Source organism: Achromobacter sp. ACM03, from assembly GCF_014851665.1.
GTDB lineage: Bacteria > Pseudomonadota > Gammaproteobacteria > Burkholderiales > Burkholderiaceae_B > Achromobacter > Achromobacter aegrifaciens.
On record NZ_JACVAD010000002.1, the window covers coordinates 96,945 to 122,281 of the forward strand.

General features: G+C 63.1%; 18 protein-coding genes. 16 read left to right on the forward strand and 2 right to left on the reverse strand.

Annotated elements, in window-relative coordinates:
- The first annotated feature begins 77 nt into the window (after positions 1 to 77).
- The 13 genes from IB257_RS08705 to IB257_RS08765 all read left to right on the forward strand — a co-directional run bounded on the left by IB257_RS08705 (position 78) and on the right by IB257_RS08765 (position 19,783).
- The gene (locus tag IB257_RS08705; RefSeq protein WP_175180365.1) at positions 78 to 2,276 is read left to right on the forward strand and encodes a GTPase; all 2,199 of its coding nucleotides are present in this window, start codon (positions 78 to 80) and stop codon (positions 2,274 to 2,276) included.
- Complete coding sequence (locus IB257_RS08710; protein ID WP_192492186.1) at positions 2,276 to 3,979, forward strand: LeoA/HP0731 family dynamin-like GTPase; 1,704 nt, start codon at positions 2,276 to 2,278, stop codon at positions 3,977 to 3,979. The genes IB257_RS08705 and IB257_RS08710 overlap by 1 nt, the downstream gene beginning before the upstream one ends.
- Positions 3,980 to 4,596: 617 nt before the next feature.
- Positions 4,597 to 5,856 carry a nucleotide sugar dehydrogenase gene (locus tag IB257_RS08715; RefSeq protein ID WP_192353714.1) on the forward strand — a complete coding sequence of 420 codons (1,260 nt, stop codon included), beginning with the start codon at positions 4,597 to 4,599 and terminating at the stop codon, positions 5,854 to 5,856.
- A 39-nt stretch (positions 5,857 to 5,895) separates the two neighbouring features.
- Positions 5,896 to 8,376, forward strand: coding sequence for a hypothetical protein (locus IB257_RS08720; RefSeq protein WP_192492187.1), 2,481 nt, complete (start codon positions 5,896 to 5,898; stop codon positions 8,374 to 8,376).
- A complete protein-coding gene (locus IB257_RS08725) occupies positions 8,373 to 10,427 on the forward strand; it encodes a glycosyltransferase (RefSeq protein WP_119449876.1) in 2,055 nt (684 codons plus the stop codon). The genes IB257_RS08720 and IB257_RS08725 overlap by 4 nt, the downstream gene beginning before the upstream one ends.
- A 41-nt stretch (positions 10,428 to 10,468) precedes the next feature.
- Positions 10,469 to 11,623, forward strand: coding sequence for a polysaccharide biosynthesis/export family protein (locus IB257_RS08730; protein ID WP_054455416.1), 1,155 nt, complete (start codon positions 10,469 to 10,471; stop codon positions 11,621 to 11,623).
- A 7-nt stretch (positions 11,624 to 11,630) separates the two neighbouring features.
- Positions 11,631 to 12,971, forward strand: a complete 1,341-nt coding sequence (locus IB257_RS08735) for an ABC transporter permease (RefSeq protein ID WP_054455414.1) — start codon at positions 11,631 to 11,633, stop codon at positions 12,969 to 12,971.
- Between the two features lie 9 nt (positions 12,972 to 12,980).
- Complete coding sequence (locus tag IB257_RS08740; protein ID WP_054455412.1) at positions 12,981 to 13,697, forward strand: ATPase; 717 nt, start codon at positions 12,981 to 12,983, stop codon at positions 13,695 to 13,697.
- A complete protein-coding gene (locus IB257_RS08745; RefSeq protein WP_119449878.1) occupies positions 13,675 to 14,850 on the forward strand; it encodes a sugar ABC transporter in 1,176 nt (391 codons plus the stop codon). The genes IB257_RS08740 and IB257_RS08745 overlap by 23 nt, the downstream gene beginning before the upstream one ends.
- Complete coding sequence (locus IB257_RS08750) at positions 14,843 to 16,747, forward strand: Vi polysaccharide transport protein VexE (RefSeq protein ID WP_175180367.1); 1,905 nt, start codon at positions 14,843 to 14,845, stop codon at positions 16,745 to 16,747. Before IB257_RS08745 ends, IB257_RS08750 begins: the two co-directional genes overlap by 8 nt.
- A 12-nt stretch (positions 16,748 to 16,759) precedes the next feature.
- Positions 16,760 to 17,980, forward strand: a complete 1,221-nt coding sequence (locus tag IB257_RS08755; RefSeq protein ID WP_054455409.1) for a polysaccharide lyase family 1 protein — start codon at positions 16,760 to 16,762, stop codon at positions 17,978 to 17,980.
- Positions 17,981 to 18,165: 185 nt separating this feature from the next.
- Positions 18,166 to 18,426: a helix-turn-helix domain-containing protein gene (locus IB257_RS08760; protein WP_054455917.1), complete on the forward strand. Its 261-nt coding sequence runs from the start codon at positions 18,166 to 18,168 to the stop codon at positions 18,424 to 18,426.
- A gap of 4 nt (positions 18,427 to 18,430) precedes the next feature.
- Positions 18,431 to 19,783, forward strand: a complete 1,353-nt coding sequence (locus IB257_RS08765; RefSeq protein ID WP_192492188.1) for a type II toxin-antitoxin system HipA family toxin — start codon at positions 18,431 to 18,433, stop codon at positions 19,781 to 19,783.
- A gap of 30 nt (positions 19,784 to 19,813) precedes the next feature.
- Here the strand turns inward: IB257_RS08765 and IB257_RS08770 are convergent, their stop codons facing one another.
- Complete coding sequence (locus IB257_RS08770; RefSeq protein WP_192330593.1) at positions 19,814 to 20,581, reverse strand: helix-turn-helix transcriptional regulator; 768 nt, start codon at positions 20,579 to 20,581, stop codon at positions 19,814 to 19,816.
- Positions 20,582 to 20,672: 91 nt separating this feature from the next.
- On the opposite strand from IB257_RS08770, the gene IB257_RS08775 reads away from it, so the two are divergent.
- A complete protein-coding gene (locus IB257_RS08775; protein WP_192492189.1) occupies positions 20,673 to 21,905 on the forward strand; it encodes an MFS transporter in 1,233 nt (410 codons plus the stop codon).
- Here IB257_RS08775 and IB257_RS08780 read toward each other — a convergent pair.
- Complete coding sequence (locus tag IB257_RS08780; RefSeq protein WP_192492190.1) at positions 21,812 to 22,744, reverse strand: LysR family transcriptional regulator; 933 nt, start codon at positions 22,742 to 22,744, stop codon at positions 21,812 to 21,814. The two genes, IB257_RS08775 and IB257_RS08780, sit on opposite strands and share 94 nt — an antisense overlap.
- Before the next feature lie 128 nt (positions 22,745 to 22,872).
- On the opposite strand from IB257_RS08780, the gene IB257_RS08785 reads away from it, so the two are divergent.
- Positions 22,873 to 23,883 (forward strand): tripartite tricarboxylate transporter substrate binding protein, encoded by a 1,011-nt coding sequence (locus IB257_RS08785; RefSeq protein ID WP_225588858.1) that lies wholly within the window; start codon positions 22,873 to 22,875, stop codon positions 23,881 to 23,883.
- Positions 23,880 to 25,337: a sulfatase-like hydrolase/transferase gene (locus IB257_RS08790; RefSeq protein ID WP_370540097.1), complete on the forward strand. Its 1,458-nt coding sequence runs from the start codon at positions 23,880 to 23,882 to the stop codon at positions 25,335 to 25,337. Before IB257_RS08785 ends, IB257_RS08790 begins: the two co-directional genes overlap by 4 nt.

The window sequence follows — 25,337 nt, forward strand, 5'->3', positions numbered from 1 at the left end:
AAGTGAGTATGAATGTGCTGGTTCAAAAGCCCAAACTGGTATGGCCTTCGCTTAATGTCAGGTAACAGAAGAACGAGATGAGAGTACAGAAGAACGCGCCCGAGCAGATTTACCGCATCATGTTGGATGAAGTGTCCGCGATTCATGAAGGAATGCTGGCCCCGATTGATGAGCCTGCGATTGCAGAGGCTCAGGACACGGCGAAGGCAATCTTGGAGAGCAACAGGAAAGATCTGGAGCAAGGCCTCGAAGGCTTGCAACGTAATGCCGAATGGGATGTGTTCACCATTGCCCTGTACGGAGAAACGAACGCGGGTAAATCGACCACCGTGGAGGCACTGCGCATACTCCTCGATGAACCAACCAAACGCGATACCCGGCGCCTATTCAGAGAGGAGCAGGCACGCCTGAACCTTTCCGAGAGCGATATGGAAGCGGCGCGCATCGGCGTGGAGCAGGGCAAAGAGCAATTGGCTGTGGTCGAGAGCGACCTTTCGGACCGGAAACAGCAACAGGCACTGCGCGAGGATATGTTTAGGGCCCGTGTTCAGGAGTCCACTGTTCTTGTCGAGGAGGCTCGTCGGCGGGAAACATTAATTCAGAGAATTGTGCGCCTTTTCCGGTCCGCGCCCCAGGATGTGGCTCTGGCGAAGGCCGAGCAAGATTTGAAGCTGGCGCTTGCCGAGCATGATCGTGCAGACAAGGCAGGTGAGGTAGCGAGAGCGGAGGCTGCGCGGAATTTGGCCGCAGCCGAGGAAAAGCACCAACATCAGCTGGACAACCTCCATCGTCTTGACGTCCACGCGGACGGCAGGATTATTGGCACCGGGCGTTCTGACTACACCACGGACGTGCAGACATTCCAGTTCGTGCTGGAGGGCCAGAAGTTCGCCTTGCTCGATGTGCCCGGTATCGAGGGGAGCGAATCCCACGTCATTGAACAGATTTGGCAAGCGGTCCAGAAGGCCCACGCGGTGTTCTACGTAACCTCCAAAGCTGCGCCGCCGCAGAAGGGGGATGGCGATGGCGAGGGCACTCTTGAAAAGATAGTCAAGCATCTGGGCGCCCAGACCGAGGTCTGGACTCTATTCAACAAGCGCATCACGAATGCCGTACAACTGACCCAGGATCTGATCACAGACGATGAAGCGGCCAGTCTGAAGGTCCTTGATCGACGAATGAAAGGCGTGTTGGGCGAGAATTATCGGAAAACTATTCCGATGAGTGCCCAGGTCGCCTTTCTGAGCGTTGCCGATTGTTTGGTTCCGGGCTCGAGCGATGCGAAGAGCCGGGGAAAATTCCTCGCAAAGTTCGATGCGCAGGCCCTGCTCGATCGTTCAGGTATGGGGAAACTGCAGAAGTTTCTGGCGGAAGAACTGATTCAGGGGTGCGCGGAGAAGATTCATGAATCGAACTTCAACAAGGCGAGAGTTGCCCTTGCCTCCGTAATCGATAGCATCGATGAGATCTCGCGCGTCCGCTTTAAGCCGGTGCAGGCAAATGCAAAAAAGCAGAAGAGTCTGGCGGCGAACCAGCTGAATAGAGCAAAGGCGGCGTTCGCCTCAAGCCTAGGCCAGCAGTGTGCGGCCAAAATTGAGCGGTTCAGCGAAGCCGTCGAGAGCGAGATGTACGACTACATCAAGTGCGATGTTAGCAACGAGGATTTCGAGCAGCGTTTTAAGGATGTGCTTAAACGCCAGCAACAGGCGTTGATTGATAGGCTGTCGGACGCGCTGGTGGAAGAACGGCAGAATTTTGAGGGAAAGGTGGCAAAGATCGTAGATCGCTATCAAGAGCATCTGAAGGAACTCAATCAGGCCTATGCTGAGCTAGGAAGTGGAGGCCCGGATCAGACCTTCAATCTCGACATAAATATCGATAACGGTCTCAAGGTGGCGAGTTTGCTGGGTGTGCTGGCTGGTGGTGCCGCGTTGTTCTGGAACCCCGCGGGGTGGGTGATACTTGCAGCCGGTATCGCAGGCATTGCCCTGGCGCTTTACAAAAGCGTCCGGAGCTATTTCAGCTCTGAGTACAAAATGAACCAGCAGCGAACGGCTGTAAACAAGAACCTCGACGATATTAAAAAGAAACTTGGGGACACCACGCGCGAAAAACTGGATGAATCGCGTCCGCAATTGGATGCGGCCGTCGGCCGTATCGAGGAAATTCTGATGGTTCCGGTCCGGCAGGTCGGCGTCATCAATGAGTCCCTGGACGAAGCTGTCAAGAAACTCACCAAACTGTCCAAGAATCTGGAATTCGTAACGAGTCGATAATGGAAAAAACACTAGACGCATTCAAGAAAGGCCAAACCCGAGCGACAGCGATTCTGCGGGATCTCGTGTCGTTCTTGCATCAAGGGGAGAATGCTGGCGTTCCCATCGCTGCCGACCTCAAGACCAAATTGCAGCGCACGATCGAAGACGTCGATGGCGGCTCGCTCCGGGTAGCTTTGATCGGCGGATTCTCCGAAGGTAAGACTTCGATTGCCGCAGCTTGGCTAGAAAAGTTGGACAAGTCCAGCATGAAGATCAGCCAACAAGAGTCTTCCAACGAAGTCAACATCTACGAGGCCGGCCCCATCGTGCTGATAGATACGCCGGGACTGTTCGGATTCAAAGAGCAAGTGAACGCTGAAACGCGCGAGCTGGAAAAGTACAAGGACATCACGAAAAAGTACGTGAGTGAAGCTCACTTGGTGTTGTATGTGATGGACTCGACCAATCCCATCAAGGCCAGTCACCAGGATGATCTGACATGGCTTTTTCGTACATTGAATCTGCTCCCCAGAACCGTCTTCGTATTGAGCCGGTTCGATATGGTGGCGGACGTGGCGGATGAATCCGAGTTCCAGGAGAACTTCGAGATCAAGCGGGAGAACGTGTCCAAACGCCTGCGGGAATTGATAGACCTGACTCCCGAAGAACAGTCGGAACTCTCTATTGTCGCAGTGGCTGCCAATCCGTTCGATCTTGGCGTCGAGCATTGGCTGTCCAATGCGGAAGAATTTCGCAGCTTGTCTCACATTGGACTTCTGCAGCAAGCGACTGCCGATAAGGTCGAGAGCAATGGCGGCCCGCAAGCGATCGTGAGCGCCACGCGCAGAAGCATCATTCGCGACGTGCTGAACAAGGAATTGCCCGTTGCCATTCAGAACGACGAGAGAATACGCGAGGAAATGGACAAGCTTGAGGGCATCAGCAGGCAGATGCAGGAAGAGCTTCAGGACGCTCGCCGTCAGATGAGCGACGCGAGAATTAGGCTGCGAAGCTTTGTGACCGACTACTTCGCGTCTTTGATTCGGCGCGTATCAGGCGTCGGGATGGAAGGCTTTGGAGAGTTCTTCGAGAAAGAAATCGGCACGGACGGGGTGATGATCGCCGCGCGCTTGCAGAATGAGTTCGAGCGTCAACTGGAGTCGGCGACGATGGAAATCGGACGCATCGCGGTAGGCTTCGAGTCCGAGATCGAGCACTACGAAACGACGATGATGAGCCTTGGCAAGCAAGGAATGGACTTTGTCTTGAAGGGCAAGCTCATCAACAACGGCAATATCCTCCTGGCGAGGGACGGTCTGGTCAATGTGGCCAAGTTCGTCGGTGTGGACTTGGCCAAGATGCTCAAGTTCAAGCCTTGGGGCGCGGTGAACTTGGCGAAGGGACTCAATGGCGTGTTGGCCGCCGCTACCTTAGCCATTGAAGTGTGGGACACCATCAAACAGGCCAACAAGGCCGACGAGTTCAAGAAGATTGTCGAGAGCCTGGTGAGCGACTTCACGCAGCAGCGCGTGGAACTGTTGAAAGTCATCAATGGCGACGACTTCGAGACGCGGTTCTTCCAAAGTTACGTTGACCTCAACAAGGCTGTGGACGTCGTTTTCGGGAGCGTCGCCGAAGGGCGGGAGCGGCAGGTCAAATTCCAGGAATGGCGCCGGCAGGCGGAAGCCATCGATGCTGAATTTCGCATGTTGGAGGGCTGATCTGCCGGTTCGCCGGACGAGGCGAACCTAATTCCCTTTCCTTTAGCATCCGGCAAAAAAGCCCCCTGCGCGGTGGGCTTTTTTGCTTTTGGGAAGGACGCGAGTGCGAACACTCACTTGCCCGGCAGACGGAAGTCAGTCTTTGTTATGTCTGAATAATGACTGTAGCCAGGCTGTCTTGGAATATGACATTTCTCTGGGTGATTAATAAATAACCCCTTGCGATAATTATGTTTTTTCATTTTGGTTAAACCGGACCAAGAAAAACCATTTTATATATTTGCTAACAACCCCAATGACGGGCCATGTTGCGGTTTATGTAATGAATGTAATTGTTTGAGGGATTTCCCGGGGTTTATTGCGACGAATCCGACTTACTTGCACAGCAATAAAAATATTTAGAAAGAATTTTGCTGTTTGCCACCTATACGATTCGTTGGCTCGCCGCTTGGTACGCCTAATCAAGTATCGAGCTGTAAATATTCTTAAGCAATACGCCCGCCCGAACCGGGGCAAACATATTCGATTCTGCATCGATTTCGTGCCCCCGGGTGTCAATTTCTAGTGTCTTCGACACGACGAAAACAGTGAGGTCCCCCGTGGTAAAGAGAATCGCAGTGTGTGGCCTTGGATATGTCGGCCTGCCCGTAGCCGTCGCATTTTCCAAGCGCTTTGATGTCATCGGCTTTGACGTGGACAAGCGGAGAATCGCACGGCTGAAAGAGGGTGATGACTGGACCGGCGAGATCGAACGCGACGTGTTGCTTGCCTCCCCGATGCAGTTCACCGACCAGATCTCGGAACTGGAAGGCTGCGATTTCTTCGTCGTGGCCGTACCGACCCCCGTCGACGAAAAGAACAACCCGGATTTTTCTCTGCTGGTGCGCGCCTGCCGCTCGATCGGCCCCGTGCTGCGCCCCGGCTGCATCGTGGTTTTTGAATCCACCGTCCATCCCGGCGCCACCGAGGAAATCTGCGGACCGGAGCTGGAGAAGGTGTCCGGCCTGCGTTGCGGCGTCGATTTCAAGCTGGGCTACAGCCCCGAGCGGATCAATCCGGGCGACCGCGAGCATCCGCTGGAGAAGATCGTCAAGATCGTGTCCGGCCAGGACGAGGAGTCGCTGGAAGTCATTGCCGGCGTGTACGAGAAGATCATCGATGCCGGCGTGCACCGCGCCTCCTCCATCAAGGTCGCCGAGGCGGCGAAGGTGCTGGAGAACACGCAGCGCGACATCAACATCGCGCTGATGAACGAAATGTCGAAGATCTGCGATCTGGTCGGCATCCGCACCTCGGAAGTGCTGGCAGCCGCCGGCACCAAGTGGAACTTCCTGAAGTTTTCGCCTGGTCTCGTGGGCGGTCACTGCATCGGCGTCGATCCGTACTACCTGACGTCCAAGGCGCAGGAGCTTGGCTATCACCCCGAGGTCATCCTGTCGGGCCGTCGCATCAATGACGGCATGGCCAGCCACGTCGCTTCGCGAGTGGTCCAGACCCTGGCCCGCAACGGCCGCCTCAATGCCACGACCCGCGTCGGCATCCTGGGCATGACGTTCAAGGAAAACGTGCCCGACATCCGCAACTCCAAGGTGGTCGATCTTTACAACGCCCTGGGCGCCTACGGCATCACCCCGGTCGCGTGCGACCCGATGGCCGATCGGGAACAGATGGAGCACGAGTACGGCATCAAGCTCGTCGAGCGCGACCAGTTCCGCGACATGGATGTGCTGATCCTGGCGGTGCCGCACCGCGAAACCATGGACACCTTTTGGGACGACCTGCCGACGCTGGTCAAGAGCGACGGCATGGTGTGCGACCTGAAGTCCGTGCTCGACAGCAAACGGCTTCAGTCCGACCTCCTGTACTGGACTCTTTAAGTTCAGGCTCACTATCGATCACTAGAGGAGAGCCTCCGAATGGCTGCTTTTACCACCGCTCCGATTGGAACCTGCCGCATCCATACGCCGCTGCGCGATGCCGTGGGCCGCTACCCGATCAAGCTGCAACTCGGGCGCAACTACGGTTTCGTGCACACCAGCGCCGAGGCGCTGCAGCAGGCGCGATTCATGTTCGGCCAGGGCGACATCCCTGCCGACGTCCAGCGCGTGATCTTCCGGCCTTCGAATGGCGAGCAGGCGCGCAAAGGCGCCCACAAGCCGGCTGACCTCTATGTGGTCGAACTGTCTTCGCGCAAGCTGCTGACCATAGACGGCTACCCGATACAGTCCAACTACCTGGTGCGCTACTTCAGCGAGTTCTTCGCCGACCGCACGCGCACCCGGATGTTCTGGTCCATGGCCCACGCCGACCGCCTGGCCGAGCGCCGCGCGCTGCTGGACCAGGACCCGGTCTTCAAGGCGCTTACGCCGGACGACCGCAACCTGCTCGCCCGCATCGTCAAGCGTGACCAGACGGATGAGGAGATCGAGCAGGAAATGAACCAGCTGGTCGACCTGCTGGGCCGCGACAAAGTGGTGTTCGTCACGCACGTCAATGCCATGACGCCGGACAACGCGCCCATCGAGCAACGCCAGCAACTGATCGCCGCGGTGCTCGCCAGCGCGCAGCGCATCGGCGTGCCTTGCTACGACCCGACGCCGCTGATGAACAAGATCGGCCAGGCCGAGGCCATGGAAAATGGCGGACTGGACCTGACCCACTACACGCCGGTTTTCGCCGAACGCCTGTGCGCAGAGTGGTTCAAGACGTTCATGCGTCCGCGCCTGGATGCGTCGACGACGCAGCCCGCCGCGCCCAAGCTCTCCGCCGACGAAAGCGCCGACCGCATCGAGAAGCTGTGGGATTCGGGCGAACTGCGCGAAGCCTCGCGCCGCGTGCGCGAGGTGCTGCGCCGCCATCCCGGCCTGCCCGACCACACGCTGCTGTTTGCGCGCATCCAGGAAGAGCTGGGCGACTACGAAGGTTCGCTGGCGCTTCTGGGCAGCGCCGACGGCGCGGTGGCGTCCGGCAGCAAGGCTGAGCAGATCCTGATGCGCAACCAGTTCAAGCTGGGACGCCATGACGTGGCGTACTCGCTGGCCGCGGGCTTGCTGGGCGATGAGATCGAAACCCCCGAAATCGTGCGAATCGCGGCGATTTCCGCGGGCCAGTTGGGCTATGTGGACGAGACGCTGGGCAACTGGAAGCAGCTGTTCCGCATCTCGTCCCCGGAAGACGCGGTCGCGGTGGAAGCCGCCGACACCGTGCTGGCGCTGCTGCAGGCCAGCGGCGATATGGAATCCGCCATACGCTGGGTCCACCAGGTCCGCGCGGCCATGCCCGCGTATGGCCGCGGCTTCGCCATGCTGTGGCGCGACCGGCTGCTGGCCGGCGATCGCGCCGGACTGCGCAACCTGGCGTCCGAGTCGCCCGTGCTCAATGATGTCGACGCGTTGGAGCTGGTCAAGGAAGCCTCGTGGCGCGGCAGCATCATGGCCGCCGCCACGCTGGCGGTCTCGTGCAAGCTGGCAAGCAGCGAGCAGGAGGATATCGTTGCCTGGCTGAATTCGCAGTCGCAGGCCTGGGCCGAGGAAGGCAACCGCGCGCTGGAAGAAGGACGCCTGCGCGATGCCGCGGAGCGCATCTGCGCGCATCGCCTGCTGACTCCCGATGCGTTGGCCGGCGTGCGCGCCCAGCGCGCCTTCGAGCGTGCGATGCGCCTGGGCGTGCGGGCCGCGCTGGTGGCGGGCAATCACAAGGAAGTCATCGACCTTACCGACATCGCGCTGGACAGCCAGATCGATTTCCCGGAACTGCATGCCATGCGCGGCCGCGCGGCCGACGCGCTAGGCGACAAGAAGACCGCCATGCGGCACCTCGAGCAAGCTGCCGCCGGCGATTCCGCCTCGTTCAGCACCCAGCTGCATTTTGCGCGGGTAGCCTTCCACGGCGGCTGGTATGGCGAGGCCATCGATGCCTACAAGACCGTGCTCGACCATGCCGGCGCGGACCAGGGCGCCAAGGACGAAGCGCAGCGCCAGCTAGGCAGGCTGGGACCCCGCGCCATCCGAGGCGCGCGCGAGATCCTTTCCTCCGGCGATCACCAGGCAGCCTGGAACCTGCTGGAGCGTGTTGCGCAGTCGTGGCCCGGCATGTCGGAAGTCGACCATGAAAAGCGGCGCATCATCGCCGTGCTGTACGCCGAAGCGCGTGCGCTGGATTCGGCCAGCACGACCGAACGCCTGGCGTTGGGCGAGCGCATCCTGAAGCTGGTTCCGGAAGACCCCATCGGCCTGCGCCTGGCCGCCGTGGGCGCCATGCGACTGCATCGCTTCGAACAGGCCCTGCCGTACTGGCGCAAGTTGCAGGAACGTTCCGAAAATCCGGCGCAGTTCGATCACTACATCGAACGCTGCCTCGTGTGGATCGAGAAGATCAACCGGAGGAAGGCAGCATGAATCCCCCATTGACTACCGAGCGAGCGGAGGCTGCATCCGATCTGCAAGCGGTGCAAGCCCGGTTGGAAGAGATCGTCACGGCGTCGGTGCGGGTTCAAGTCGCCCAGGAAAACCTGTCCCGCGCCCAGGAACTGGCGCGCGACCACATGGCAGACTCCAAGGTCCGCTTCCTGCTGCTCAGGCTGAAGGAGGCGGCGGGCCTGAACGAAGGCATGGCCGAGCAGTGGGCCACGCTGTTGCAGGAGTGCCCGGACGATTTCCTGATCGTCCGCTACTGCGCGACGCGCTTGGTGAAGGAACGCAAGATCGATGAGGCCCTGGCCCTGGTCGACCATCATCTGCCGCCCTCGACGCAGAATCCCAACCGCCTGTTCGCGCGGGCCAAGCTGCTTAGCGACATCCGCGCGCACGAGCAGTCCGACGAACTCTTTCGCCGGCTGATTTCCGAGAACACCGACCGCAACATGCGCGTCGAGTTCGCCAAGCGCCTGCGCAAGCGCGGGCTGCTGGCCGACGCGTTCGACGCGATCGCGCCCGTCATGAAGCACCTGACGCCCGGCAGCAAGGCGGCCGAGCTGGCCAACGACCTGGCCAGCGACTACGCCTTCTACCAACGCTTCGAGTCGGAAGAGGGGCTGGTGGGCAAGGATGTCAGGATCGTGTCCATGAAGCATGCGATCCTGCACTTCCGCGACCGCAAGATCGTCGAGCAGTCGGCGGAGAAGCCGGTGTCGGTGGCGCTGGTCACGGGCAGTCTTGGCCCCGGCGGCGCCGAGCGCCAGCTGACGCGGCTTGCGGGCGAACTGACCCGCCTGGCGGAGTCGCCCGAGCGCCGGCCGGCAGACGTGATCATGATGCCGAAGAAAGTCGAAGTCATGGTCAAGCAGCACACCGAGCCCGCGGGTTCCACCAAGAAGCAGGGACTGGATTTCTTCCTGCCGGTGCTGGTGAAGGCGCAGATTCCGGTCACGGAGATCAACAAGCTGCCGGCCGTGTCGGTGTCCCATCAATCCATGCCCGAGGGCAGCCTGAGCCGTCTGCTGGAGCAGTTGCCGCCTCCGGTGCACTACGGCGTGACCCGGCTTACGCCTGTGCTGCGCGAGAACCCGTTCGACGTGGTGAGCCTGTGGCAGGACGGAACCTGCCTGTTCGGCGCGCTGGCGGCGCTCTTGGCTGGCGCCCCGACCATACACCTGGTCTTCCGCGGACTGCCGCCGAACATCCGCAAGGACCGCTTCCGCGAAGAATATCCCGAGCTGTACCAGGCCCTGGCCCAGGTGCCGGGGGTGGTTTTCGTCAGCAACAGCTGCAAGGCCGCGGAAGCCTACTCGGAATGGCTGGGCATCCCGATCACGCGCTTTCACATCCTTTACAACGGCGTGCCCGATCTGTCGACGGACGCTTCGGCCGTGGATGAGGAAAAGTGGAAGGCCTTTCAGGAAAGCACGAACGACGCCACCGAGACGATAGGCGGCGTGTTCCGCCTGGAGCCGGACAAGCGGCCGCAGCTGTGGATCAAGCTGGCGGCGATGTACCTGAAGGACAGGCCGCAGGCGCGCTTCGTCATCGTTGGAGACGGACGGCTGCGCGAGAACATCGAGGCCCTGGCCGAAGAGCTGAGCGTGACGGACAGGCTCTTGCTGGTCGGTCTTTCCAACCACGTGGGCTATTGGTATTCGCAAATGGATGCCAGCGTCCTGCTGTCGCGCTACGAAGGCTTGCCCAACGTGCTGATCGAAGCCCAGTTGGTGGGAGTGCCGGTGATCTCGACTCCCGCTGGCGGCGCTGGCGAGTGCTTTGTGGAGAACGAGACCGGCCATCTGCTCAGTTGCGTGGATCACCCGGATCTGCACGAGGCCTGCGAGAAAGTCGCATCCATGGTCGACCAGGTGCGCAGCAACGAGCAGCTCAGGCAGCACAGCCGTCACCGCGCGCAGAAGCTGTTCTCGCTTGACGCCATGCTGACCAAGTTCATGGGCCTGTGCATGCCCGTGGTGTCCGAGAACGACGAACGCATGGATATCGAACCCATGCGCCTGATGCAAGCCTGATTGGCGTCCAACCGATCAAGCTGCGGAAACGAAAGGATCTTATGCATATGTACGTCCCGGGTTCAGGGCTGCGACGCAAGGCAGCCCTGACCATGGTGGTTCTTGCCACGCTGACTCTCGCGGGGTGCCAGCTGCCCCGTTCCGGCCCGATGCTGAGCGAAATGACGGGCGCGCACGATGACAAGGACGTCATCGTGATGCCCGTCTCGCGCGAACTGGTGCAGGCCAGCCGGGTGCCCGATGTGGCCGATTTTCCCGTGCGCTACCGCGATCTCACACAGGCCGGATTCGACCGCCTGGTTCCCGGCGACGGCATCAATGTGAAGGTTTGGGAGCGCGGCGGGCTGGGCGTGTTCGCGGCGGACCCCTCCGGCGTGAGCGACCTGGGCAACCAGGAGATCGACCCGGCAGGGAACGTGACGTTTCCCATCCTTGGCAAGTTCCACGCCGCCAACATGACCCTGGCGCAGCTGCATGATGCCGTCGTCGCTCGTCTGGCCAGGCTGGTTGTCGGCGCCGACGTGAGCGTGACGCGCGCCGCGGACGCGCGCGGCCAGATGGTGACGGTGCAGGGCAACCTGACCAAGCCCGGCATGTATCCCATCACCCAGACCTCGCAGCGCCTGAGCAGCGCGCTGGCCCAGGCCGCGCCGGTGCAGACGAACCCCGAACAGCTCGTCATCAGCCTGCGCCGCGACAACCAGGTGGCGTCGGTGCGGCTGTCGGATATCTACCGCAACCAGAACAACGACATCCTGCTGCGCGCGGGCGATGTCATCACCGCCTATGACTCGAAGGAGTACCTGACCGTGCTGGGCGCGGCCGGCACCCAGGGGCGCGTGGCCATCAGCAAGCGCAACTACAGCGTGCTGGATGCGCTGGCGGATTCCCGCGGCCTGGACGACAAGCTGGCGGACCCGCGTTCCGTGTTCCTGTTCACGCCCGCGAAGGCCGGCGCCGAGGGCAAGCCGGATCTGCTGCCGGTGGTCTATCAGTTCGATCTGACGCGTCCGGAGCAGGTGGCGCTGGCGCGCGAATTCACCGTGCAGGAAGGCCAGGCCATCTATATCTCGGATGCGCCGTTCACGCAGGTGCAGAAGGTGTTGTCCGCGTTCCGCGTCACGATGAGCGCCGGCTTCAGCGCCACGCGCGCCATTGACAGCGACTCGGGCGGCTCGTCCGGCATAAGCCAATAGCGTGTCGATGAGTAACGAGGACAGGATCAAGGGCTGGCGTTCGCGCCGTAAGGACAGTAGCTACGCAGTAGGATCCGGCGTCGCGGCATGGCGCCTGGATCCGGCGGCATTGTTTGAAGCAAAGGCCACGCCGGCCGTCCTGCTCAAGCCCCTGGTCGCGCGCCTGCAGGGCGAGCCGCACGACTCCGTGGCTGCCCGGCGGGCGGTGTACGAGGCGGTGCAGGCGGAGCTGGACGCGGAGATCGCGCGCAGCAACGTCGATGAGACGCTGGCGGATTTTTCGCGCCGGCGCCTGCGCGTCATCGTGCGCCTGCTGGAAATGGATATCCGCGACGGCGTCGAAGTGTTCGCGCCCGGCTACATGCCAGCCAAGCTGGTGGCGGAAGACGAGCGGCTGGCCGCGGCGCATGCGCGCCGCGTGGATCGCCGCAAGCAGGACGAGGCGCGCGAAGCGCGCCGCCACGCCTCGCGCAACGACATTGCGCTGGAAGTCGAAGTGCCGCAGGACGAGGCCGGCGATCTCGCGATACTGCGGGCCCGCTTGCAGGACCTGCATGAAGGACATGATCCGAGCCATTCCGTGAAGGTCCGGCCGGTCGGCCGCACGCTGCTGGCGATGTTCATCTACCAGCTGCGCGTGATGCATGGCGAGAGCCGGATCGCCCTGGTATGGGCGCTGGTGGGCCCGGTCGTGCTGTTGACGCTGATTTCGTCGCTGTACATCCTGATGGGCACGCACTACATCATGGGCATGGACGTGCAGACGTTCTCGCTGCTGGGCGCGACGACCTGGATCATGTTCCGGCAGATCGCCTTCCGGAGCAGCACGGCCTACGTATCTGCCCGCGGTTTGCTGAACTTCCAGGGCGTTACTCCCTTGATGTGCGCGCTGGTGCAGGCGTTCATCTATGTGTCGGTATATCTGGTGGTGTTCCTGGTACTGATCAGCGCGGGCCATGCGCTGGAACTCGTGACGCTGCCGAAAAGCTGGTCCGGTTTTCTGCTTTTCGTCGTATTGATGGGATGCTTCGGGGCTGCGCTGGGCGTGTTGTTCGGATCGATCGCGACCTACTGGCATTTCTTTCTCAGGCTCGCGCCGATCATCGAACGGTTTCTGCAGATCTTCGCGGCCGTGTTCTTTGTTTCGGAACAGTTGCCAGAGAACCTGCGGCCCTGGATGCTGTGGCTGCCTTTGGCGCACGGCATGCAGCTGCTGCGCTCCGCGTATTTCGAGGCTTACGCCTCGCACGATGCGAGCTTGGGATACTTCCTGACCTCGTTGGTTTTCTTGATGGTGCTTGCGTTGGCGGCCGAGCGGCTGGCCCGTCCCAACGTCCAGCCGATGTGAGGGAAGTGGATGATCCATTTCAATGGCGTCACTGACGAGCCCTATGCATTCGGAAGCAGGCAAGCGCTGCTTTCCAATGTCGATCTCGATATTCCGGTCGGGCGCTATGCGCTGCTGTCGCCCGCGCCGGAATTGCATCGCCAGATCGTCGATGTGTTGTGCGGCCTGCGGCCGCCGCGCCAGGGCTTCGTCAAGCACGATGGCAACGTGTCCTGGGCGATAGGCCGCCAGGGATTCATCCGCGGCAAGGCCAACGGCCTGAGCATGATCGACTTCGTCAGCGAGATGTACGAGATCGACGCGGATGCCACGCATGAACTGGTCGCGGACCTGGTCAGCGATCCCAGGACCCTGGCCAAGCCCATGGAGCATTGGCCGCTCTACGCGCGGCAGGAGTTTTCCTTCGCGCTGGCGCTGGCGCCGGCGTTCGATGTCTACGTGATCGAAGGGGCCATCCCTTTCGAGCCTTGCCGTTTCACCCGCCTGTGGCTGGCTCTGTTCGAAGAGCGCCTGGTCGGCCGGACACTCATTCTTTCCAGTTACCGCCAGAATCAGTTGGCGGACTATTGCTTCAAGGGTTTGATTTATGAACGAAGCGCACTCAGCATCGAAGACGACCTCGACCAGTGCATCCGCAGGTTCCCCCCGCGACGATCAAGGAGCGAATCCGGCACAGGCGACGACGTCCTCGGAGGCGGCTTCGATGAGGGCGGAATCGGCCTCTGAGGGCAGGTCCGAAATCGAACGCCGCCGCCGCGAGCGGCAATCGGCGCTGCGAGAGCGGCGCCGTCACCGCTGGATCAACACGCTCATCGTGCTGGCGCCGGTCGCGTGCGCCCTGGCGTATCTGCTGCTCTTCGCCACGCCCCGCTACGAGGCGGAATCGCGCTTTTTCGTGCAGTCGGCCTCCGGGCAGCAAGGCGGCGGGGGGGCTGCGGCCAGCCTGCTGACCACGGGCAACGCGGGCGGCATGCTCGGCGGCTTCGTGGATGGCTGGGCGGTCGCCGATTTCCTCAAGTCGCGCGATGCCATGCAGCAGCTCGACAAGAAGGTCGGCCTGCGCCAGTACCTGATCCGCGCGGGCATGGACCCTGTGAATCATCTTGCAGAGGACTCAAGCGAGGACGATCTCTATCGCGCCTACCAGGCCTCGGTAAAGGTCTCCTTCAACGCGCTGGAACAGATCGACGTATTGCGCGTGAGCGCGTTTTCCTCTGAGGATGCCGCGCTGCTGTCCCGGGCGTTGATCGAGCTGGCCGAGAGCTTCGTCAGCTCGATGAACGAGAAAGGCGTCGCCGACAAGCTGAAAGTGAGCGAGGAGGCGGTCAAGCTCGCGGAGCAGAAGGCGCTGGCCGCCCGGGAAACGCTGACAGCATGGCGGACCACGCACGGCAATATCGATCCCACGGCCACGGTGACGATGCTGCTGAACCTGTCCAGCCAGCTCGAAGGGGAGCTCAACACCGCGCAGATCAATCTCGACAAGATCCGCGCGTTGGGCAACAAGGACCATTTCATGCTGCGGCCCGCCGAGATGCAGGTGGCTTCCCTGAAGAAGCGGATCGCGGCCGTGCGCCAGCGCCTGAGCGGCGCGGGCAACACGGAAGCGAAGCAGCTCAAGTCCTATGAAGCGCTGCGCAACGCCCAGGCGTTCGCGGATTCGAACCTGACCCTGGCGCAGCAGACCTACCAGCAGGCCATGACGGACACGCTGCGGCTGCAACGCTACCTGTCCATCATCGCGCAGCCAGTACCCACGGACCGCCCGAGCAGTCCGCGTACCGGAATCCTGCTGCTGCAGGCGCTGGCGCTGGGCTTTGTGCTGATGTTCATCGCTCGGGTGGCGTTGGCGTTGTTGAGGGGATTGCGTCATGGTTGATACGGCAATTGCGGATCGTCCCGCCGGCACTGATGCCACGGCACGCTTGCGTGACGTGATCAAGCAGATTCATTCCGCGGCCGAGCCGCTGAACGACATGCCCATGCTGGAGCCGGCGCTGCGCGAGGCCGCGGACGGTTGGCGCGACGCCCGCCGCTTGCTGGTTTCGCCCCTGGTGCGGGAAGGCAAGCTAGGCGCCGCGATCGCCGCGCTGGAGATCATGGTCGCGGTCTATCCCGCGCGCGCCGACGAGCGCCGCCTGCTCGCCAGCCTGTTCGGACGCACCGAGCAATGGGACCGCGCCATCGCCGAGGCGGATGCCGCCGCCGGCATCGAACCCGGCGCGGCGGCGCTGCATGCGGCGCGCATCCAGTTGCGGGTGCAGGCCGGCCGTGTGGCCGAGGCTGCCGAGGTCGCACGCGCGACCCGGAACCTGGCGGAAAACGAACCCGGCGAAGCCTACCCTTGGCTGATGGCTTTCGTGCGCAACGGCGATACGGCCGAGGCGGCCGGCATGGCTGCCGCCTTGGACCCGCGAGAACTGCCCAACGAGCGCGTGGCGACGATGGCGGTGCGCGCCTTGCTGGATGACGGCAGGGTGGAGGCGGCGATCCGCTTTGGCGGCGCAGCCCTGGACGCGGGCCACGACTGCGCGGTCCTGCGCTCGTCCCTGGGCCTGGCGCATCTGCGGCGCGGCAACGAAGATGACCGCAAGGTGCATGCGCTGGCGCACTTCGAGGCCGGCCTGAGCGCGGCGCCCGCGGATGTCAGGCTGCTGACGTTGCATGGCGAGACCCTGCTGCGCGCCGGACGCTACAAGGAAGCCCTGACGCCGTTGAAGCAGGCCATCGACCTGGCGCCAGACCTGGAACAGACGCGGGCTTTCTACGCACGCGCGCTGCGCTACACGCTGCAGTACGACGCGGCGGCCGACCAGATGATGCATCTGCTGGAGAAGTCGCCCGAAAAGCAGCTCTGGCAGCGCGCGGCCATCAGCGCGCTGTCGCAGGCGGGGCGCAAGCAGGAGGCCGAGGCGCTCTTTGGACAGTACGTGGCGCAACGCGGCCAGCGGCTGCCGGCGACCTTCGACGAGGCCATGGCGCAGCTGGAGGAACGGCTGCACACCGCCCCGATCCCGCAGGCGCGCCTGGACTGGGCCTGGTCGATGCGCGGCGACACCAGTATCGACCGCGCGCAATGGGAGCGCCGTGCGCGCTGGGGCCACCTGGTGGACCACCTGCTGTTCGACTGGCTCGAATGCCGCGAGGAGAGCGTCGAAGAAGCCATGCAGGTGTTGGGAGAGCTGGATACCGGCGAACGCTTCTTTGCGCCGCTGCTGGCGGGGGGCAAGGGCGTGGTGGTGGCCACCGCGCACGTCGGTCCCATGTACGCCGGGTTGATGGCGCTGGAACTGGTGGGCATTCCGTCGCGTTGGCTGGCGACCGCGCCCAGCATCGCGCAGAGCAGCTACTCCGCAGCCCTGATCTCCACTGCCGACCAGACCGAGGCGCAGGTCGCCAAGGCCTGCATGCGCGCGTTGACTTCGGGCTATGTGCTATGCCTGGCGATAGACGGGGCGGCCAATCCGGCGGCGCCACGGACCACCTTCGAAGGACAGGACGTGACGTACTCCGGCTTCGCGGCCCACCTCGCGCATCGCATGGGCGTGCCCTCGGTGTTCTACGCACCGCGCTGGGAGAACGGTCGCGTCGCCTATACGCTGGAGATGTTGCCCGCGCCCAAGCCTGGCGAGGACGCCGAGGCGTATTCCCTGCGTTGGCAGCAGGCCTATTTCGAACGGCTCAGGGAGCATCTTGCCGGTCCTCCGGAAAACCTGCGCCTGAGCGGCGGCATCTGGCGCCACGTCACGGCCGCGGACAAGTCCGCGCAGCAATAGGAGCGAATGCCGATGAAGGCTGCAATCAAGACCGCGCGCTGGCTGCTTGTCCTGGCCATGTCGTACGGCGGGGCTGCGGCCGCCGCCGACGCATGCAAAAGTCCGGACGAGCATTGTCCGTCCGTCGCCGCGCTGCTGCAGCAGCGCGAGGGCTACGGCGCCCAGGCCACGGGCGGCCTGGGCGGAAAGTTCATCGACGTTACGTCCGATCAGGACTCGGGTCCCGGAACGCTGCGCGCCGCGCTCGCGCAGGCAAAGAAGGGACCCACATGGATACGCTTCGCCTCCGACATGACCATCGTCCTGGATAAGCAGCTGCGCGTGCCGTCCAACACGACCATCGACGGGCGCGGCAAGCGCGTGACCCTGATCGACGACGGATTGGGCGTATATGGCAGCAAGAACGTCATCCTCACGCACCTGACCATAGACGGACGCTTGTCGCGGCTGACGCAAGCCGTGAACGTGGCCAACAACAGCCGCGACGTATGGGTGGACCACATGGATCTGTCGCGGATGTCGGACCGGCTGCTGAACGTGAAGAACGGTTCGACTGATGTGACGATCTCATGGACCAAGTTCCACAATTCCAACAAGGTCATGTTGCTCAACAACATCACCTCGAAGAACCTTTACGCAAACTACGACCGCGATTCGATCGCGCGCGTGACGCTGCACCATAACTACTTCCTCAACACCGTGCAGCGCAATCCGCGCGGGCAATTCGGCACCTTCCATCTCTTCAACAATCTGTTGGAAGACTGGGATTTCTACGGCATGAGTTTCAGCCTGGAGGCCAAGGCGCTGGTCGAAGGCAACATCTTCAAGAACTCCACGCAGCGCAAATGCGTGGAGCCCGAGTTCTTCCCGACGGTGGAAGGCATCAACGTGAACTACTGCCACTACATTCCCATCGCCGCCAAGCGCAGCGCGCTGGAAAACGGCGAATCGGACCGCGGCGCCTATGAAACGCGGAAGGACGAACACGGCTATACGCGGGACTACAAGGCCTTCCTGCGCCTGAAGGACAATCTGTACCTGGGCGATGCGAAGCCGGTGTTGCAGGACTACAGGCCCGAGGCTGCGCCGACGCCGCCCTATTGCTACGGCTACGAAAAGCCTACGACGGAGCTGGCGGAGAAGATCCGCAAGTACGCGGGGAATACGGGCGGCGATACGCCGTTGCCGGTGTCCAGGATCGGGACGGGTTGCGGGGGATCAGCAGGCCGGTAGTCGCCCGGTTCGCAGAAGCGGAGCCGGACCATGCGGGTTGAAGTCTGGCGTTATCCGTGAAATACAGCCTATGATTTGTTTTTAAGAAATACAAATCATAGGCTGTAAAAGAACCACAAATCACATTGTGTATTTCAGGTTTACAGCCTAGACTTTGTATATCTGAAATACAGCTTGGGATTTGTATTATGGATTTCACCGTACGCACCGCGACACAATTGCCGGCCCTGCTCCAGGGGTTCCGCAAAGAGGCCGGCTTGACCCAGGCGGCCACGGCCTTGCGCCTTGGGGTCACACAACAGACCTTGTCCGCCCTGGAGCGCAATGCCGACAAGGTCAGCGCAGACCGGCTGCTGCAGCTGTTGAGCATCCTGGGGGTCGAAATGGTCTTGCGCCAGCAAGGGGCGCAGCCGGGACCCGAAACAACATCCGAACCCAGCTGGTAAAGCCATGGGGCGACGTTCACACACGCAGGTCCTGGGCCTATGGATGAATGGCACCTATGTCGGAGAATGGAGCAATCGACCCCACGCCGGCGAGGTCCTGCAGTACGACAAGGACTGGGTCGCCTCCGCGCCGGGCAGGCCCTTGTCGCTGTCCCTGCCCTTCACGCCGGGCAATGGCCCGCATCGGGGCGAAGTCGTCCGCGCATACTTCGAAAACCTGCTGCCCGACAGCAAGGAAATCCGCGAACGGGTTGCGCGCCGGTTTCGGGCAGGCTCGACCGACGCGTTCGCCTTGCTTGCCGAGATCGGCCGCGATTGCGCGGGCGCCTTGCAGATCCTGCCTGCGGGAACAGCGCCTGCCGACGTGACGTCGGTGCAAGCCTCGCCCTTGAACGATGCCCAGGTTGCGCAGCTGTTGCGCAGCGTTCTGGCGCCGGCGCCTCTCGGCGGCCTGGCCATCGCTGAGGATGATTTCCGCATCTCCATCGCAGGTGCGCAAGAGAAGACCGCCTTGCTGCGGATGGACGGGCAATGGTGCTTGCCCCAAGGCGCCACGCCGACGACTCACATCCTCAAGTTGCCGTTGGGGCTGGTCGGCAATATGAAGTTCGACCTGAGCGAATCGGTGGAAAACGAATGGCTGTGCTCGGAGATCCTGGCTGCCTACGGCATGCCCGTGGCGCGCACGGAAGTACTCAGCTTCGAAGACGTGAAGGTGCTCGCCGTCGAACGTTTCGACCGCCGCTGGCAGGACGCCGAAAACGGAAAGCGTAGTCTCATCCGCCTGCCGCAGGAAGACATGTGCCAGGCCACCGGCACCCCGCCGCACCTGAAGTACGAGGCGGACGGCGGACCCGGCATCGACCGCATCATGAGTCTGCTCGAAACCTCGCGCCACGCAGAGCAAGACCGGCGGACGTTTTTCCAGGCCCAGGTCCTGTTCTGGATGCTGTGCGCAACGGACGGCCACGCGAAGAACTTCAGCCTGTTCCTGCGGCCTGGCGGGGCCTACGAACTTACGCCGCTATACGACGTGCTGTCCGCTTATCCGATCCTGGGCGAAGGGCCAGGCAAACTGTCGCCCGTCCGCGCGAAGATGGCGATGGCGGTGCGTTCGAAGAACCCGCATTGGCGCATGCGCGACATCCAGCGGCGCCACTGGCTGACGGTGGGCGCGCGACATGGCGTCGTGACGCCGGACGGCCAGGGAGTCCAGTTCGTCGTGGACGATCTGATCGCGCGCACGCCCGAGGCGGTGCGCATGGTCCGCGCCAGATTGCCGCCCGGATTTCCGCAGGCGGTGGCAGACGGCATACTCGGCGGCTTGCAGGCGGCGGCGGACAGGCTCGCCGCGTAGCTTTGCCGCGTGCGTAGCGGCTACTGCAATTCATCGCTCGTTGAGTACATACCGCCCCGGCGTTTCCCCCGTCATCTGGCGGAAGTACGCGATGAACGCGCTGTCGCTGGAAAAGCCCAGATCGAACGCCACTGCGGTCACGCTCTGGCCCGCAACCAGCAGATCCACCGCGCGCAGCAGGCGCCAGAGCTGCCGCCAGGCCTGATAGCTCATGCCGGTCTCGCGCTGGAAGATGCGTGTAATGGTGCGCGCGCTCGCGCCGACGCGTTGCGACAGGGCTTCCAGTTCGGGCGGCAGTTCCTCCAGGTCCAGACCGGCCAGGCGGCGGTCCGTGGGTACGGGCAGCAGCATGGGTTCCCGTCTTGCCGCGCGCAATTCGTCCATGCAGACGGCCAGCAGGTTGCGCGGCGCGCCCTGGGACCAGTCGGTGTCGAAGGGTTCCAGGCTGATGCGCTCGAAGACCTCGCGCAATAGCGGCGTCATCGAGAGTATGGCGGCGGCGGCCGCCGGCGCCGCGACACGCTCCAGGTCCAGATAGATCGAGCGGTACTCGACTTCGCCGCGGATCAGGACGCGGTGCTCGGTTCCTGGCGGTATCCATGCCACGCGGATGGGAGGCAACACCGCGATCAACCCCGGCATTGCGAGGCGTATGGAGCCGGCGTGGGCGAAGAGCAGCTGGCCTCGGCCGTGGCTATGCGGGCCGGAGTCGTGCTGTATCAGGCGCGACGCGATGCCCGTCACCGGCTGGGCCATGGTGTCGGGGTTGAACGCGTCGGTGGGTGCAAGCCTGGCCATTTGTCCGAGTTCCGATGTTTATTGTCTGTCGAGCTACAACGGCGATGGCGACGCCCGGCTAAAAACAGGCTCTCTGTTTACCGATGCCGCCATGCCCAGCCGTCCGCCCCTGCCGCTAGTTATCCTGTTGCTAAGTTTTCCCCAGATCGCGGAAACCCTGTACAGCCCAGCGTTGCCGTTGATTGCCCAAGCGTATCGCGCCACGCCCGCGGAGGCGTCGCAGACGCTGTCGTTCTGGTTTGTGGCTTTTGCCCTGGGCGTGGTGGCCTGGGGCCGCGCCTGCGATCTCTGGGGCCGCAGGCCGGCGCTGCTTGCCGGGCTGGCGCTTTACGCGCTGGGCGCGGGCGGCGCAATGATCGCAGGCGATTTCGGGCAGTTGCTCGCGGCCCGCCTGATCTCCGCCTTTGGCGCTGCGGTGGGCTCCATCGTAACGCAGACCGCCTTGCGCGATGGCTACCAGGCGCTGGATCTGGCTCGTGTCTTTTCCATGCTCGGGATCGCGCTGGCGGTGAGCCCGGCCGTGGGCATGTCCGTCGGGCAGGAGATCGCGGCGCGTGGCAGCGTCCAGGGAGTCTTCGCCACGCTGCTCCTGCTTGCCATCGTGCTGTACTGCGCCAGCCTGGCTTGCTGGCCCGAAACCCGCCCCGCCCGCGCCGCCGCGCGGCCTTTCTGGCCAGTCCTGCGCGCCATGTTCCAGGACCGCGCGATCTGGCGCAGCGCGGCGCTGATCGCCGTCTTCAACCTGGCGATCTTCGGCTACTACCAGCTGGGGCCATTTCTCTTCGAACAGCTGGAGGACGCCTGGCTGGGCTTCGGCGAAAGCGGTCTGGCGCTGGCCTTGGCTTCGCTATGCGGCGCATTCCTGAACACGTCCTTGCTGCGGCGAGGCTGGGGTTCGGGACGCCTCGTCCTGCTGGGCATTGCCTTGTTGGCGTTGGGCGCCGGACTGGTCGCGGTCTGGATCCGGCATCCCGTATTCCTGATCGGCATGGCCCTGATCGCGGCGGCCTACGCGATCGCCATCCCCAACATCCTGGTGCACGCGCTGCGCGACTATGCACACGCCGCGGGCACGGCAGGCGCGATCCTGAGCCTGTTCTACTACAACCTGCTGGGCGGGGCGCTGGTGCTGGCGGGGCTGGCGCAGCGCCTGGATCTGTTGCTGGGTTGCTGCGCCGCGCTGGCGCTTGTCGTGTATGCGGTGAAGGTGCCCATCGCGGACCCTGCCCCTCACCAGGCCACTGCACCCTCCTCATGTATGAACCGCAGGAAATGCTCGACCTGCGACGACAGCGGCCGGTCCGAACGAACGATGCTGCCGTAGGATGCAAGCCGGTTCTGCATCCGGTACTTCACCAGCCCGATCATTTTGTGCGCCTGGAAGCCCCTGGCTACCGGCTGGGGCAAGGCGGCGATCATCTGCGTGTGGATGACCAGGTGCACGGTGATGAGCGTGGATGAGGTCTCTATCAGCCCCGGTGGCAGGGCCGTGTGGTGGTTCATGAATTCCTGCGTGATGACTTCGCGCATGGGACTGCCCTCGGGTTGTAGTACCCACGGGAACTCCTTGATGCGGTCGAAGGTCGGCGCGCGCGCGCGAGCCAATGGATGACCGGGCGCGCAGATGACCGTGATTGCCTCTTCGGCCAGGGCGCGGAAGCGGTAGGCGCCAGCGGCGCCGGGCACGCGGCCGATCACCACGTCGAGCTCGCCACGGTCCAGCTGTTCCATCAGCCTGTCGCTGGTGCCGACTTCGATGCCTACCGACAGCAGCGGGTATTGCTCTTTGAGTTTGGCCAGCGAGCGCGTCAGGAACATGGGCGAGGCAGCCATGATGCTGCCGATGGAGAGCCGGCCTGCCCGGCCGAGCCGCAGTTCGTTGAGTCCGCGCTGCAGCTGTTCGAGCGTGCCCGTCATGCCCCTGAAGCTCATCAACGCCAGCCGGCCGGCGGCATTCAGCTTCAGCACGCGCCCTACGCGGTCGAAGAGTTCCTGTCCCAGTGTCTCTTCCAGTTCGTGCAGCATCTTGGTCGCGGCGGGCTGGGTCATGCCGATGGCGCGCGCCGCGGCGCCCAGCGTGCCGCCTTCGTCGATGGCGAGCAGCAGCGCCATCTGACGCATTCTCAGGCGGTTCAGCAAATGCGAGACGGGCGTGGATGGCATGTTTACAAATAACCAGGGGCTATCGATTCATCAACACTTTTCATTTTACGGGAATGCATTGCGCGCGAATGATTGCGGTACGGAAGCGCCGCCAGGCCATCCTCAAAAAAGAAAGAGTGAGACAAGGCATGAGATCAATCGCAAGCTATCGGGCCGCAAGCGCTACCGCAAGGCGCGGGGCCGCGCCGTCGGCCTGGCTGTTCGCCGCCGCCTGCTGTGTGTTCGCCGCCACGGCGGCGGCCGACGACAAGTATCCGTCGCATCCGATCAAGATTGTGGTGGGGTCCGAGGCCGGCAGCGCGCCCGATGCGTTGGCACGGGTGCTTGCCCATGAAATGGGCCCGTTGCTGGGCCAGTCCATCATCGTCGAGAACAAGGCCGGCGCGGCCGGGGTGATAGGCGCGAAGAGCGTGGCAATGTCGCCCAAGGACGGGTACACGCTGCTGATGGGCACGGTCTCGAACATGGTGCTGTCGCCGTCGTTCTATCCCGTCGACTACGACCCCGCCAAGAGCTTCACGCCGATAGGCATGGTGGCGTCGGTGCCGCTGGTGCTGGTGGCTTCGCCCGCGTTGGCGGTGAACGATTATGCGCAGCTTCAGGCCAAGGGAGCTGCGACGGAGATGAGCTATGCCTCGCCCGGCATAGGTGGACCGCAGCACCTGGCGGGCGTGCTGCTGCAGCGCCAGCTCGGCGGCAAGCTGTTGCACATTCCGTACAAGAGCGGCAGCGCGGCCATGACGGCCGTGGCTGCTGGCCAGGTGGACATGACCTTCGCCGGCATTCCCGCCGCGACGACACTGGCGCAGGGCAAGCGCGTGGTGCCCCTCTTCGTGACCGCCGCCAAGCGTTCCAGCGCCTTGCCGGACGTGGCCTCGGCGGCAGAGGTTGGCTTGCCGAGCTTCGCGATCGACAACTGGCATGCCCTGTTCGGTCCGGCGCGGTTGCCCGCGTCCGTGAGCGCCGCACTGGAAAACGCCTTGCAGATCGCGCTGGCATCGCCTGCCGTGAGGGATCAGTTCGAGAAGGCGGGCGCCGAGCCGGCTCCAGGCAGCGGCAAGCAGCTGGAGGCGTTCGTGGCGCAGGAGTCTGTCCGCTGGAAGCAGGTCATCCAAGAAAACAAGCTGAAGGCAGAATGATGCAGGCGCAGAATCTACTCATCATCATGGACGACGAGCACAACAAGAAAGTGCTCGGATACAACGGACACCCTCTGGTCAAGACGCCCAATCTGGACCGTCTGGCGGCGGGCGGCACCGTCTATGACAACGCGTATTCCAGCTCTCCCATCTGCGTGCCCGCGCGCGCCGCCTTCGCCACGGGACGCCATGTGCACCAGAATCGTTGCTGGGATAACGCCATTGCCTATGACGGCCGCATGCCCAGCTGGGCGCACGTGCTGCGGGATGCCGGCCATCGCGTCACGTCTATAGGCAAGCTCCATTACAGCGGAGAAGACGTCGACGGCGGCTTTTCCGAGCAGATTATTCCAATGCACATCGAGGCAGGCGTGGGCGACCTCTACGGGTTGATCCGGGATCCGCTGCCAACGCGGCATCAATCGGCGGACCTTGCGCGCAGCATCGGGCCGGGCGAGAGCAGCTACACCCGCTACGACCGCGACATCACGTCCAGGACGGTGGCATGGCTGCGCGAGGCCAGCCGCGCCCGGCACGACAAGCCCTGGGTGTTGTACACGTCTTTCATATCGCCGCATTCGCCCCTGATCGCCCCGCCGGAGTACTACGCGATGTACGCGGGCTGCGACATCGAACTGCCAGGAAAGCGCGTGCCTTATCACCCGTGGATAAAGGCGTGGAACGATTGCTACGGATTCGATTCGTATTTTGAAAGCGACGAGCAGCGGCGCATCGCCATCGCGTCCTATTACGGCCTGTGCTCGTTCCTGGACGCGAACGTCGGGCAGATCCTGCATGCGCTGGAGGAGAGCGGCCTGGCGCGGACGACGCGGGTGGTCTTTGTTTCGGACCATGGCGACAATCTCGGCGCGCGCGCGCTGTGGGGAAAATCGACCATGTACGAAGAGTCCGCCGGTGTCCCCATGTTGGCCAGCGGCCCCGGCGTCGCCGCCGGCAGGCGTGTGGCCACGCCGGTGTCGCATGTGGACTTCTTTCCCTCCATCCTGCAGGCAGTGGGCGCGGAAATGCCAATGCCAGCGGGGATGCCTGGCCGTTCTTTTTTCGATATCGCGGACGCGCCGTATGACCCCGGGCGCGCGGTGTTCAGCGAGTATCACGCGGCAGGCGGCGTCAGCGCTGCCTACATGCTGCGCCAGGGCCGGTACAAGTACATCCATTACACAGGTTTCGAGCCTGAACTGTTCGACCTGGAACAGGACTCCGAGGAGGTCCGCGATGTCGCGCAGGATCCCGCCATGGGCGAAGTTGTGCGAGGCTTTCGCCGGCAGCTGGAGAACATCTGCGACCCGGCACTGACCGATCAGGAAGCCAAGCGCGAGCAGGGAGCGTTGATTGAGGCCCATGGCGGCGTGCAGAAGATCCTGGCCCGCGGCGGCAGCAGCTACACCCCCATACCCGGGGAAGCCGTGAAGCTCATCGGGACCGGCCACTGA